The sequence below is a fragment of the Pseudoxanthomonas sp. JC1303 genome (assembly GCF_058448525.1).
The window spans coordinates 2,547,480-2,559,879 of sequence record NZ_CP185958.1 but is presented as its reverse complement, the minus strand read 5'-3'; the positions used below and the strand labels follow the sequence as shown (position 1 = coordinate 2,559,879).

Annotated in this window: 9 protein-coding genes; 3 read left to right on the top strand and 6 right to left on the bottom strand. The window is 66.4% G+C overall.

Going from position 1 to position 12,400, the window contains the following annotated elements; all coding sequences use genetic code 11:
- Positions 1–34 precede the first annotated feature (34 nt).
- Positions 35–2,158 (bottom strand): S9 family peptidase, encoded by a 2,124-nt coding sequence (locus tag ACORQU_RS11400; RefSeq protein ID WP_491641294.1) that lies wholly within the window; start codon positions 2,156–2,158, stop codon positions 35–37.
- Positions 2,159–2,259: 101 nt separating this feature from the next.
- Between ACORQU_RS11400 and ACORQU_RS11395 the strand changes: the two genes are divergently transcribed.
- Positions 2,260–3,453, top strand: coding sequence for a pyridoxal phosphate-dependent aminotransferase (locus ACORQU_RS11395; protein WP_491641293.1), 1,194 nt, complete (start codon positions 2,260–2,262; stop codon positions 3,451–3,453).
- A gap of 52 nt (positions 3,454–3,505) precedes the next feature.
- Here the strand turns inward: ACORQU_RS11395 and ACORQU_RS11390 are convergent, their stop codons facing one another.
- Both ACORQU_RS11390 and ACORQU_RS11385 read right to left on the bottom strand, forming a co-directional pair.
- Positions 3,506–5,605: a prolyl oligopeptidase family serine peptidase gene (locus ACORQU_RS11390; protein WP_491641292.1), complete on the bottom strand. Its 2,100-nt coding sequence runs from the start codon at positions 5,603–5,605 to the stop codon at positions 3,506–3,508.
- A gap of 73 nt (positions 5,606–5,678) precedes the next feature.
- Positions 5,679–6,014: a hypothetical protein gene (locus ACORQU_RS11385; protein WP_271647205.1), complete on the bottom strand. Its 336-nt coding sequence runs from the start codon at positions 6,012–6,014 to the stop codon at positions 5,679–5,681.
- Positions 6,015–6,140: 126 nt separating this feature from the next.
- Between ACORQU_RS11385 and ACORQU_RS11380 the strand changes: the two genes are divergently transcribed.
- Positions 6,141–6,731 (top strand): lipocalin family protein, encoded by a 591-nt coding sequence (locus ACORQU_RS11380; RefSeq protein WP_491641291.1) that lies wholly within the window; start codon positions 6,141–6,143, stop codon positions 6,729–6,731.
- 143 nt (positions 6,732–6,874) lie between these two features.
- Here the strand turns inward: ACORQU_RS11380 and secA are convergent, their stop codons facing one another.
- Positions 6,875–9,625: a preprotein translocase subunit SecA gene (gene secA, locus ACORQU_RS11375; RefSeq protein ID WP_491641290.1), complete on the bottom strand. Its 2,751-nt coding sequence runs from the start codon at positions 9,623–9,625 to the stop codon at positions 6,875–6,877.
- A 215-nt stretch (positions 9,626–9,840) separates the two neighbouring features.
- Complete coding sequence (locus ACORQU_RS11370) at positions 9,841–10,791, bottom strand: M23 family metallopeptidase (RefSeq protein WP_491641289.1); 951 nt, start codon at positions 10,789–10,791, stop codon at positions 9,841–9,843.
- A gap of 9 nt (positions 10,792–10,800) precedes the next feature.
- Here ACORQU_RS11370 and ACORQU_RS11365 point away from each other — a divergent pair, with 9 nt between their 5' ends.
- Positions 10,801–11,274 carry a DciA family protein gene (locus tag ACORQU_RS11365; protein WP_491641288.1) on the top strand — a complete coding sequence of 158 codons (474 nt, stop codon included), beginning with the start codon at positions 10,801–10,803 and terminating at the stop codon, positions 11,272–11,274.
- A gap of 146 nt (positions 11,275–11,420) precedes the next feature.
- Here the strand turns inward: ACORQU_RS11365 and lpxC are convergent, their stop codons facing one another.
- Positions 11,421–12,338, bottom strand: coding sequence for a UDP-3-O-acyl-N-acetylglucosamine deacetylase (gene lpxC / locus ACORQU_RS11360; RefSeq protein WP_491641286.1), 918 nt, complete (start codon positions 12,336–12,338; stop codon positions 11,421–11,423).
- Positions 12,339–12,400: the final 62 nt, after the last annotated feature.

Here is a 12,400-nt window from a genome sequence, read left to right as displayed (position 1 = left end):
GCACACCATTTACCAAGCCAAGGAATGCGCAGCCTTAGCCGTCGCTGCCTACGCCCAACTGGTCCAGCATGAAGGCGTAGTACTCGGACATTTCCTGGTAGCGGCGGAAGCGGCCGGACTTGCCGCCGTGGCCGGCTTCCATGTTGATGCGGAACACCACCGGCTGCTTGCCGGTGTCCAGGTCACGCAGCCGGGCGACGTACTTGGTGGGCTCCCAGTACTGCACCTGGGAGTCCCACAGGCCGGTCCCGACGAACATCGCCGGATACGCACGGGCCTTGAGGTTGTCGTAGGGCGAATAGGTGACGATGTAGTCGTAGAACGCCTTCTGCTCCGGGTTGCCCCATTCGTCGTACTCGTTGGTGGTCAGCGGGATGCTCGGGTCCAGCATGGTGGTGACCACGTCCACGAACGGCACCTGGGAAATGATCACCCGGTAGTCGTCCGGCGCCATGTTGGTGATCGCACCCATCAGCAGGCCACCGGCGCTGCCCCCCATCGCCGCGACACGGTCCTTGGCGGCGTAGCCCTGCTTGACCAGCGCCTCGGTCACGTCGATGAAGTCGGTGAAGGTGTTCTTCTTCTTGAGCAGCTTGCCGTTGTCGTACCAGGCCCGTCCCATCTCCTCACCGCCGCGGATGTGGGCAATGGCGTAGACCATGCCGCGGTCCAGCAGGCTCACCACCGGCCCGGAGAAGCCCGGATCCATCGACGCGCCGTAGCTCCCATAGCCGTATTGCAGCAGCGCGGCGGTGCCATCCTTCTTGAAGCCGTTCTTGTACACCAGCGAGACCGGGACCTTGGTGCCATCGCGCGCGGTGACCCACAGGCGCTCGGTGGTGTACTTGGACGGGTCGTAGCCCAGCACCGGCTGCTGCTTCATCAGCCGCCGCTCGCCGGTGACCGTATTGAGCTCGTAGGTGGTGGCCGGCGTGGTCAACGAGGTGTAGCTGTAGCGCAACCACGGCGTGTCGTGCTCCGCATTGACGTCCAGCCCCATCGAATACGCCGGCTCGTCGGCCTTGACGAATTCGGAGGCGCCGTCCCGCTTCAGCAGCCGGATGCGCTCCAGCCCTTCCGAACGCTCGCCGATCGCGGTGAAGCCATCGAACAGCTCGAAGCCATCGATGTAGACGCTGTCGCTGTGCGCGACCCAGTCGGTCCACTGCTTGCGCGAACTTGCACCGTCCGGTGCGGTGACGAGCTTGAAGTTGGTGGCGCCATCGGCATTGGTGCGGATCACCCAGCGGCCATCGAAATGATCGGCGTCGTATTCGACGTCGCGGGCGCGCGGGGCCAGCACGGTGAAGGTCTGCGGATCGGACGCCGGCGCGTAGCGCTCTTCGCTGGAGACCGTGCTGTGCAGGCCGATGGTGATGTACTTGTCGTCGCGGGTGCGCCCCACGCCCATGTAGAAGCTGTCGTCGTGCTCTTCGTAGACCAGCGGGTCGTCGGCGACCGGCGTGCCCAGCACGTGCTTCTTCACGCGCACGGTGAGCAGGGTCTCCGGGTCGTTCTCGACATAGAACAGGGTCTTGTTGTCGTCGGCCCAGACTACGTTGGCCGACACGCCGGGGATCTCGTCGGGCAGCACCTTGCCGGTGGCCAGGTCCTTGAAGCGGATCGTGTACTGGCGCCGGCCCACCGCGTCATCGGCGTAGGCCAGCAGGGTGTTGTCCTGGCTGACGTCCCAGTCGCCGACGCTGTAGTAGCCCTTGCCCTGGGCCAGCGCGTTGACGTCCAGCAGCACTTCCTCCGTCGCGCCCATGTCGCCCTTGCGGCGCGCATGGATCGGATAGTCCTTGCCGGTCTCGTAGCGGGAGTAATACCAGTAACCACGCTCGCGGTAAGGCACCGAGGCATCGTCCTGCTTGATGCGCGCGACGATCTCCTTGTACAGCGCGTCTTGCAACGGCTTGAGCGGCGCCATGACCTGGTCGGCGTAGGCGTTCTCGGCCTTGAGGTAGTCCAGCATCTGCGGATTGGTGCGCGTGTCGTCGCGCAACCAGTAGTACTCGTCCTGGCGCTGCGCGCCGAACGGCGCGGTGACCAGGTGCGGCTTCTTCTCGACATCCGGCGGGGTGAGTTGAGCGGCCAGGGTGGAAACGGGGGAGAGCGTCATCAGGGTCGAAATCGCAAGGGGAATGAAGGTTTTCATCGGCGTGCAGGCGCGTTCCACACCAGGGAGATGCGGCAGTGTCCATGTCAACGCCGGGCGGTGGCAAGCCGGGACAGCCCGACAGTCCTATCATGGGAACGATGAACCCCTCTGCGCTTTCCGCCCGCCTCCCCTACAGCCAGCGCAGTCGCGATATCGCCCCTTTCCGGGTGATGCAGCTCAGCGCACGCGCGGCCGAACTCGAGCGCGCCGGCGCCGACGTGATCCACATGGAGGTCGGCGAGCCGGACTTCACCACCGCCGCGCCCATCGTCCAGGCCGGGCAGGCCGCGCTGGCCAAGGGACAGACGCGCTATACCGGTTCACGCGGGCTTCCGGCCTTGCGCGAGGCACTGTCGCGCTTCTACCAGCAGCGCTATGGATTGGACATCGGACCGGAGCGGATCATGATCACGCCCGGTGGCTCGGGCGCGCTGCTGCTCGCCAGCGCCTTGCTGGTCGACCCCGGGCGGCACTGGCTGATGGCCGACCCGGCCTATCCCTGCAACCGCCAGTTCCTGCGGGTCATGGAAGGCAGCGCGCGACTGGTGCCGGCCGGCCCGGAGAGCCAGTACCAGCTCACCCCGGCGCAGGTGGCTGCGCACTGGGACCCGGACACCGTCGGGGCGCTGGTCGCCTCGCCGGCCAATCCGACCGGCACGGTGCTTTCGCGCGAGGCACTGGCCGCGCTGTCGGACGCGGTGACCGCGCGCGGCGGGCACCTGGTGGTCGACGAGATCTACCACGGGCTGACCTACGGCATGGACGCGCCCAGCGTGCTGGAGGTCGATGCGGATGCGTTCGTGCTCAACAGCTTCTCCAAGTACTTCGGCATGACCGGCTGGCGCCTGGGGTGGCTGGTCGCCCCGGCCGACGCCATCCCCGCGCTGGAGCGCCTGGCACAGAACCTCTACATCGCCCCATCGACCATCGCCCAGCACGCGGCGTTGGCGTGCTTCGCGCCGGAGACCATCGCCATTCTGGAAGCGCGCCGCGCCGCCTTCCAGGCCCGGCGCGACTGGCTGCTGCCGGCGCTGCGCGGGCTGGGTTTCGAGATTCCGGTCGAGCCGCAGGGCGCCTTCTACCTGTACGCCGACATCAGCCGCTTCAGCCAGGATGCGCAGGCCTTCTGCGCGCATTTCCTGGAAACCGAACACGTGGCCTTCACCCCGGGGATCGACTTCGGCGACCACCGCAACGGCCAGCACGTGCGCTTTGCCTACGCCAACAGCCTGGAGCGGCTGCAGGAAGCCGTGACGCGCATCGCCCGCGGCCTGGAGACCTTCCGGCGCTGAGGCCGGGCGCGACCGGCCTGCGGTCGCGTCTGCCTCCAACCGGCACCCGGCTTCAGTCGGCCAACTGCTCCCATAGGAAGGTATAGGCCAGCGCGTTCATGTGCGCGGACTGCGCATTGTTGGCCGCGCCGCCGTGGCCGCCTTCGATGTTCTCGTAGTAGCGCACGTCCTTGCCGGCATCGAGCATCATCGCCGCCATCTTGCGCGCATGCCCGGGATGCACCCGGTCGTCGCGCGTGGAGGTCATGAACAGCGTCGGCGGATACTGCTTGCCGGCATCGAACAGGTGATACGGGGAAAAGGTCTTGATGTAGTCCCAGTCGGCCGTATCCGGGTTGCCGTACTCGGCCATCCACGACGCACCAGCCAGCAGGTGGCTGTAGCGCTTCATGTCCAGTAGCGGCACCTGGACCACGATCGCGCCGAACAGCTGCGGATACTGGGTGAGCATGTTGCCCATCAGCAATCCCCCGTTGCTGCCCCCTTGCGCACCCAGATGCCTGGGCGAGGTGATCTTCCTGTCCACCAGATCCTGGGCGACGGCGGCAAAATCCTCATAGGCCTTGTGGCGATTGGCCTTGAGGGCGGCCTGGTGCCAGCGCGGGCCGTACTCGCCACCACCGCGGATGTTGGCCACCGCATACACGCCCCCCTTCTCCAGCCAGCCCTTGCCGATGCCGCCCGAGTAACCCGGCGTCATCGAGATCTCGAACCCGCCATAGCCATACAGCAGCGTCGGCGCGGTGCCGTCGTACTTCAGGTCCTTGGGCCGCACCAGGAAATACGGCACCCGGGTCCCGTCCTTGGACGTGGCGAAGTGCTGCTCGATCACATCGCGCGAGGCATCGAAGAAGGCCGGCATCGTCTTCAGCGGTTCGATCTGCGCCTGCGGGGTAGCCGCATCGGCCAGCAACAGCGTGGTCGGCGTCAGGTAATCGGTGACCGTCAGCCACAGCGCGTCGGAATGCTCGGCATCCACGGCGCTGGCGCTGATCGCGCCAAAGGGAGAATCGCCCACCTTCAGCGGGCTGGAGACCCACTTGCCCTGTTCGTGGGTCAAGACGCTGAGGCGGTTCTTGACGTCCTCCATGACGTTGAGCACGACGTGGTGCCGGGTGAGCGTCGCCCCGGCCAGCGAGCTTGTCTGCGTCGGCTCGAACAGCACATCGAACTCGCGCTTGCCGGCCATGAAGTCATCGAAGCGCGTCACCAGGAACGAGCCGGCCTGGTAGGTCTTGCCACCCACCGTCCACGGCTCGCGCAATTCCAGCCCCAGCCACTCGCGCTGCACCGACTTCTGCGCCGAATTGGGCGCATCGATCTTGGTCAGCGTGCCGTCCTTGCCCCGCAGATATAGCTCATCGTTGTAAAAGGCGATGGTGCGGGAGACAAAGTCGCGCTCGAACCCCGGCGTGGCATCGTGCATCGCCGCGATGTACATGTCGTCGGCCTTGCCCTCGTACACCACCGTGGCCGATTCCAACGGCGTGCCGCGCTTCCATTCCTTGACGATGCGCGGATAGCCCGAGGAGGTCATGCTGCCTTCGCCGAAGTCGGTGTAGACGTACACCGTGTCCGCGTCGATCCAGCCCAGGCCGCCCTTGGCCGCCGGGCGATAGAAGCCATCCTCCACCCAGGTCTTGGTGGTCAGGTCGAACTCGCGGGTCACATCGGCATCCGAGCCCCCGCGCGAGAGCGCGATCAGGCAACGGGTGTAGTCCGGCTCCCGGCAATCGGCGCCGTGCCAGACCCAGGTTTCCTTCTCCGCCGCGTTGAGCGCGTCGATGTCCAGCACCGTTTCCCAGGCCGGATGGGATTTGCGGTATTCGGCCAGGGTGGTGCGGCGCCACACGCCACGCGCGTGGTCCTGGTCCTTCCACAGGTTGTAGTAGTACTCACCGATCTTCTGGACGTAGGGAATCTTGGCGTCCGAATCCAGGATGGTGCGGATCTCGCCTTCCAGTTGCTTGAACTGCGGCGTGTCGGCCAGGGCGGCCTCGGTGCGGGCGTTCTGGGCCTTGACCCAGGTCAGTGGTCGCTCGCCTTCGACCTCCTCCATCCACTGATAAGGGTCGTCGGTCATCGGGGCCTCCTGGGCGGGCGCGCTGCTGGCGGCCAGGCCGGCCACCAGTGCAAGGGCGAGTCGGGTCATCGTGGGATCCGTGCGATTCAAGTCGTCGGAACGCTAGCACAGCCACCCTCGCCCATTGCCGCAGCGCACGACCTCAGGCGGCGGTCCGCAGGCCGCTGCGGCTGGACTTGCGACGACGCGCCTGCGAACCGCGACGACGGCGACGGGGCGGCGCCGCGGATCGGGCCTGGCGACCGGCGCCCAGCGGCAGGCGGAAGCGATACAGCGACCACCACGCCGTCAGCGGCATGCCGACCAGCCACAGCGGCAGCCAGCCCAGTCCCTGGGTGTGTTCCCGGGCGGCCGGCAACAACAGCACCATGACCAGGCCGGTCAGGGTCAGCCCGCGCAACAGGTGGGCCAGCCGGGGGTCTGGCGGACCGGCCAGACGAGCCGGAGCAGAAACGTTCACTGCACGATACGTGGACATGGCGGGCCTCCAGTCAGGGTGGAGGCGCAGCGTGCGCCCGGCGGTTCTCACCGGTTGCGACCTGCCCGACGGGGCGTTGACATCGCCTGGCCTAGCCTGCAGGTCCCGGCCGGAAAAGCTGCTGCCATGTCCCACGCGCTCCGCTCCCTGGCCGCTGGTGGCCTGATCCTGGCAACACTGCTGATGGCCGCCTGTGCGAGCGATCCCATGCCCCATTCCGTCTCGACAACCCCCATCGATCTCCAGCGCTACATGGGCGCTTGGCACGTCATCGCCCACGTGCCCTACTTCGGCGAACGCGGCCATGTCGCCAGCCGCGACGAATACACCCTGCGCCCCAACGGCAGCATCGGCGTGCATTACGTCTACCAGGAGGGCTTCGGACAGCCGGTCAAGGATCTGAACTCGCGCGCCACGGTCAAGGACGGCACCGGCAACCGGCGCTGGACCACTTGGTTCTTCGGCGTGATCCCGACCAAGTATCGGATTCTGGAGGTCGCTCCGGATTACAGCTGGGCCTTGGTGGATTACCCGGGCCGTGACCTGGCGTGGGTCTTTTCGCGCACGGCCGATATGTCAGATGCCCAGTACGCCGATCTGGTCGCGAAGATGGCCCTGCACGGCGTGGACACGCACAAGCTGGTCCGCGTCCCCCAGCTCGCCGAGCAGGAAGGGCAGCCCGGATTCGCCGCCGCCAAGAAGCCTCGTCAACGCTGAACTAGCGTTACGCGCGCCGCGCCGGCACGGGTGGATCAGGCGCTCATGTCGATCCGCCGCCTGCACGCTTCGACCGCTGAAATGAAAGAAGGCCCGGATGGCGACATCCGGGCCTTCCTGCTTCCAGCGTGGACCGAGGTCGGTCAGCTCAACTGGCCGTGGCAGTGCTTGTACTTCTTGCCGCTGCCGCACGGACACGGATCGTTGCGACCGACCTTGGGCGCGTCGCGCAGGATCGTGCCCTGCACGCCCGCGGCGGCGGCCTGCGCGGCCGCCTGGGCCTGGGCAGCCTCTTCATCGGCGCCGTAGCCGCCGCTTTCGGCGTGCTGGAACTGCATGGCGCGCTGTTGCATTTCGGCCATCCGCCGCTCCTGGGCTTCCAGTTCGGCCACCTCTTCCTCGGTGCGGATGCGCAGGCGCGAGAGGATGGTCACCACCTCGCGCTTGACGCTTTCCAGCATCTCGGAGAACAGCTCGAAGGCCTCCTTCTTGTACTCCTGCTTGGGCTGCTTCTGCGCATAACCGCGCAGGTGGATGCCCTGGCGCAGGTAGTCCATGCGCGCCAGGTGTTCCTTCCAGCCCTTGTCGAGCACGGTCAGCATCACGTGCTTTTCCAGGGTGCGCATGGTCTCGCTGCCCACCTGCGCTTCCTTCTGCGCGAAGTGTGCGTCCAGCGCTTCCTGCACACGCAGCTCGATGCGCTCGGCATCCAGTTCCTCGATTTCCTGCGGCCACTGCGTCACCGGCAGGTCGATGCCGGCCTCGGCGGCCAGCTCGGCCTGTAGGCCCGGCAGGTCCCACTGCTCGTCGATCGAGTTCGGCGGCACGTGGCGGGTCACCAGGTCGGCGACCACGTCGGCACGGATGCCGTCGATGTTGTCCTTGACCGACTCGGCCTCCAGCAACTCGTCGCGCTGGGCATAGATGACCTTGCGCTGGTCGTTGTTGACGTCGTCGAAGTCCAGCAGGTTCTTGCGGATGTCGAAGTTGTGCGCCTCGACCTTGCGCTGGGCCTTTTCGATCTGGCGGCTGACGAGGCGATCCTCGATCACGTCGTCCTCCTTCATGCCGATCAGTTTCATCGCCTTCTGCACCCAGTCGCTGGCGAAGATGCGCATCAGGTTGTCTTCCAGCGACAGGTAGAACCGGGACGAGCCCGGATCGCCCTGGCGGCCGGAGCGGCCACGCAGCTGGTTGTCGATACGACGGCTCTCGTGGCGCTCGGTACCCACGATGTGCAGGCCGCCGGCCTCCTTGACCTTGTCGTGGCGCGCCTTCCAGTCGGCCTTGACCCGGGCCACGTCCAGCTCCGGTGCGTCCTCGCCCATCAGGGCCAGCTCGGCTTCCAGCGAACCGCCCAGCACGATGTCGGTGCCGCGGCCGGCCATGTTGGTGGCGATGGTGACCGCGCCCGGGCGACCGGCGTTGGCGACGATCGAGGCTTCGCGCTCGTGCTGCTTGGCGTTGAGCACCTCGTGCGGCACGCCGGCCTGGGCCAGGTGCTGACTCAGCAGTTCGGAGGTCTCGATCGAGGTGGTGCCCACCAGCACCGGCTGGCCACGCTTGTAGCAGTCCTGGATGTCGGCCAGCACCGCGTTGAACTTGCCCTTGCGGTTGAGGAAGACCTGGTCGGAGGCATCCTTGCGGATGGTCGGCCGGTTGGTCGGGATCACGATCACTTCCAGGCCGTAGATGCTCTGGAACTCGTAGGCCTCGGTGTCCGCGGTGCCGGTCATGCCCGACAGCTTGTTGTACATGCGGAACAGGTTCTGGAAGGTGATGCTGGCCAGGGTCTGGTTCTCGCGCTGGACCGGCACGCCTTCCTTCGCTTCCACCGCCTGGTGCAGGCCATCGGACCAGCGGCGCCCGGTCAGGGTGCGGCCGGTGAACTCGTCCACGATCACCACCTCGCCGTCGCGGACGATGTAGTCCACGTCGCGCTGGTAGATGGCATGCGCGCGCAGGGCGGCGTTGAGGTGGTGGACCACGCCCAGGTTCTGCGGCGAGTACAGGCCGTCGTCCTCGTCCTCCTTGAGGATGCCGGCGCTGCGCAACAGCTCCTCGGCATGCTCCTGGCCGGCCTCGGACAGGTGCACCTGCTTGGACTTCTCGTCGACCCAGTAGTCGCCCTCGCCTTCCTCGCTCTCCTGCTTCACCAGCGAGGGCACGATGCGGTTGACGCGGATGTACAGCTCCGGCGAATCGTCGGCCGGGCCGGAAATGATCAGCGGCGTGCGCGCCTCGTCGATCAGGATCGAGTCGACCTCGTCGACGATGGCGAAGTTCAGGCTGCGCTGGTGGCGATCTTCCTTGGCCATGGCCATGTTGTCGCGCAGGTAGTCGAAGCCGAACTCGTTGTTGGTGCCGTAGGTGATGTCGGCGGCGTAGGCGGCGCGTTTGTCGCCGTGCGGCATGCCCGGGTAGACCACGCCCACGCTCAGCCCCAGCCAGTTGTAGAGCTTGCCCATCTGGGCCGAGTCGCGGCGGGCCAGGTAGTCGTTGACAGTGACCACGTGCACGCCCTTGCCTTCCAGCGCGTTGAGGTAGACCGCCAGGGTCGCCACCAGGGTCTTGCCCTCACCGGTGCGCATTTCGGCGATCTTGCCCAGGTGCAGGACCATGCCGCCGACCAGCTGCACATCGTAGTGGCGCAGGCCGAGCACGCGCATGGACGCCTCGCGGCAGACCGCGAAGGCTTCGGGCAGGACCTTGTCCAGCGACTCCCCTTCGGCGATGCGCTTCTGGAACTCCGGCGTCTTGGCCTTGAGCTCCTCGTCGCTGAGCTTCTGCATCTCCGGTTCCAGCGCGTTGATGCGCGCCACCTGGCGGTCGAGCTGTTTGAGCAGGCGTTCGTTGCGACTGCCGAAAACACGGGTGAGCAAGCTGTTGATCATGGACGAGGAACCGGAATGGAAAGGAGCGTCGGCACCGCGCAGGCCTCATGTACCCCGAAGGCCTGGTGCCGAAAAGCGAAACAGGGCGCAAGGCGCCCCGTTTCGGCAACACGACATTGTAGCTTGGGGCGCGCCGCCCTGAATCAAGCCGCGCGGAAGATCACGCTGGCTGGGCGCGCACGCCCGCCGTTGCGACGTCTGCCAGACTGCGCCACTCAGCCGCGGACGCGTGTGCCGACCGGCGTGGGGCCTTCGCCCAGGAACTTGCGCGGATTGACCACGCGCCCGTCCTCCCAGACCTCGAAATGCACGTGGGCCCCGGTGGAACGCCCCGTGGAACCGGCCTTGGCCACCATCTGCCCGGCGCGGACCAGGTCGCCGGCCTTCACCACCAGGCGGGAGTTGTGCGCGTAGCGGGTGACATAGCCGTTGCCGTGGTCGACCTCGACCACGTTGCCATAGCCGCTGCGGACCCCGGCGTAGCTCACCACGCCGTCGGCCACGGCCAGGACCGGGTCGCCCACATTGGCCTTGAAGTCGATGCCCTTGTGGTACTGGCCACCGCCGCCGAACGGATCGGCACGCCCCCCGAAGGGCGAGGTGATGTAGGTATGCGCCAGTGGCATCCGCGAGGGCGTCGCGTTGCGGTCCAGCTGGCGATTGAACAGCAGCGACTCCAGCACCGAGAGCTGCTGGCCGGAGGTGTCGAACTTGTTCTTCAGCGCATCCAGTCCCTGGGACAGTTCACGCGGGGGCATGTCGCTGGAGGCCTCGGCGCCGCCAACGCCGACCGGCTCATCGAAGTTGAACTCGCCGTCGGCGAGCTTGCCCATCTGGGTCAGTCGCTCGCCCAGCGCGTTGAGCCGGTTGGCCTGGGCCTGCAGTTCGCCCAATCGGGCGGACATGGCGTTGATTTCCTGCTGCGCGCCGCGCTTGACCTGGTCCAATTCGGCGGCCTGGCGCTGCGCCTTGGCCTCCAGGTACGACACGCGGGCCATGCCGAAGGCGCTGTGACCGACCACACCGACCAACAGCCCACTGGCCAGCAGGAGGCCCGCGCTCAGCAGCGGACGGGTGTGACTGAAACGACGCGCCTGGACGGTACGGATGGCCAGCTGATGGCGGGCCCAGGAGCGCGTATTGTGGAGAACGTTGTTCAAGCTCATGGATCTGTGATGTCTCGTTCTAAGTCCCAGTCGCGTCAACCGGCGGCTCCGCGTCCGGCCCTGGAGGCCGCGATGGCGTCACCTGCCGCTGACCCGCTGCGTCGTGCCATGCAGCTGGACGCGCTGGAACAGCAACTACACCCCTATCTTCCGCCTGGACTGGCCGACCATTGCCGGTTGGCCAATGTCGCGGGCGGACGCTTGGTTTTTGTGGTCGATGCGCCCGTCTGGCAGGCCAGGCTGCGCCTAGCCTCCAACGAACTCATCGAAGCTGCCCGATCCATCGGGCTGACAGTCACCGCAGTCACTGCCAGAACGACCCTGCAACCGCTGTTCCCAAATGCGGCGGACGAGCCGCCGAAACCAGGCTTGACCCCGACGGCGCGCGCGGCGCTTCGGGAAGCCCTGTCGATGCTCGAAGACTCCCCAGACTCCGAGGCATCCGATTCGCGAACCGGCCGACACCCCATTCAGCAACGTTAAGGCGAAGTGCAGGACCGGCAGGCATCGTACCGGCCCGTGGCGGACCAGTCGTTAGGCAGAAATTAAAAAATAGTTAAATTCGCCGCGTGCGGGCGACGCGGTTCACGCTTTGGCAGTCGGCCGCGCCCTGGGGCCGAGCGGCACCGCTAGTAAGCGGGGACAGGCGTGCCGTAGAGACGGGGAGCCGTCGCCGTGGTCTCCGGACCAAAGAAGACTTCTTCCCAGGCATCGGTCTGGGCCATCAGGGCCCTGACCAGGGTGTTGTTCAACGCATGGCCGGACTTGTAGCCCTCGTAGGCGCCGAGGATCGGGCCGCCAGCCAGATACAGGTCGCCGATGGCGTCCAGGATCTTGTGACGGACGAACTCATCGGCATAGCGCAGGCCGTCGTCGTTGAGCACACGGAACTCGTCGAGCACGATGGCGTTGTCCATCGATCCGCCCAGGCCCAGGTTGCGCTCGCGCATGTACTCCAGGTCGCGCATGAAGCCGAAGGTGCGCGCGCGCGCGACTTCCTTCACATAGCCACCGGTGGAGAAATCGACCTCAGCGCGCGATTGCGAAGCCGGGATCATGGGGTGGTCGAACTTGACCGTGAAGCCGAGCTTGAAGCCTTCGTACGGTTCGAAGCGGGCGATCTTGTCGCCGTCACGCACCTCGACAGTCTTCATCACCCGGATGAAGCGCTTGGGCACGTTCTGCTCGACGATGCCCGCGGACTGGAGCAGGAACACGAACGGACTGGCAGAGCCATCCATGATCGGCAGTTCGGCCGAGGACAGCTCGACATAGACATTGTCCACGCCCAGGCCCGCCAGCGCCGACATCAGGTGCTCGACGGTCTGCACCTTGGCCGGCCCGCAGCTCAGCCCGGTGCACAGCGTGGTTTCGGTGACCAGGGCGGCATCGGCGGGAATTTCCACGACCGGGTCCAGATCGACCCGGCGGAAGACCACGCCGGTGTTCGGCGCAGCTGGGCGCAGGGTCATGAAGACCTTTTCGCCGCTATGCAGGCCGACGCCGGTGGCGCGGATCACGTTCTTGAGGGTGCGCTGGGGGATCATGGATCGCGATGCTTGGGGAGGACGACGCGCGTCAAAGCTGCGTGAGAATATCACGCGTCCAT

What these genes read in the sequence shown, in the direction of transcription:
- ACORQU_RS11400 (WP_491641294.1), bottom strand. Translation starts at nt 2,158, where the DNA reads ATGAAAACCTTCATTCCCCTTGCGATTTCGACCCTGATGACGCTCTCC.
- ACORQU_RS11395 (WP_491641293.1), top strand. Translation starts at nt 2,260, where the DNA reads ATGAACCCCTCTGCGCTTTCCGCCCGCCTCCCCTACAGCCAGCGCAGT.
- ACORQU_RS11390 (WP_491641292.1), bottom strand. Translation starts at nt 5,605, where the DNA reads ATGACCCGACTCGCCCTTGCACTGGTGGCCGGCCTGGCCGCCAGCAGC.
- ACORQU_RS11385 (WP_271647205.1), bottom strand. Translation starts at nt 6,014, where the DNA reads ATGTCCACGTATCGTGCAGTGAACGTTTCTGCTCCGGCTCGTCTGGCC.
- ACORQU_RS11380 (WP_491641291.1), top strand. Translation starts at nt 6,141, where the DNA reads ATGTCCCACGCGCTCCGCTCCCTGGCCGCTGGTGGCCTGATCCTGGCA.
- secA (WP_491641290.1), bottom strand. Translation starts at nt 9,625, where the DNA reads ATGATCAACAGCTTGCTCACCCGTGTTTTCGGCAGTCGCAACGAACGC.
- ACORQU_RS11370 (WP_491641289.1), bottom strand. Translation starts at nt 10,791, where the DNA reads ATGAGCTTGAACAACGTTCTCCACAATACGCGCTCCTGGGCCCGCCAT.
- ACORQU_RS11365 (WP_491641288.1), top strand. Translation starts at nt 10,801, where the DNA reads ATGTCTCGTTCTAAGTCCCAGTCGCGTCAACCGGCGGCTCCGCGTCCG.
- lpxC (WP_491641286.1), bottom strand. Translation starts at nt 12,338, where the DNA reads ATGATCCCCCAGCGCACCCTCAAGAACGTGATCCGCGCCACCGGCGTC.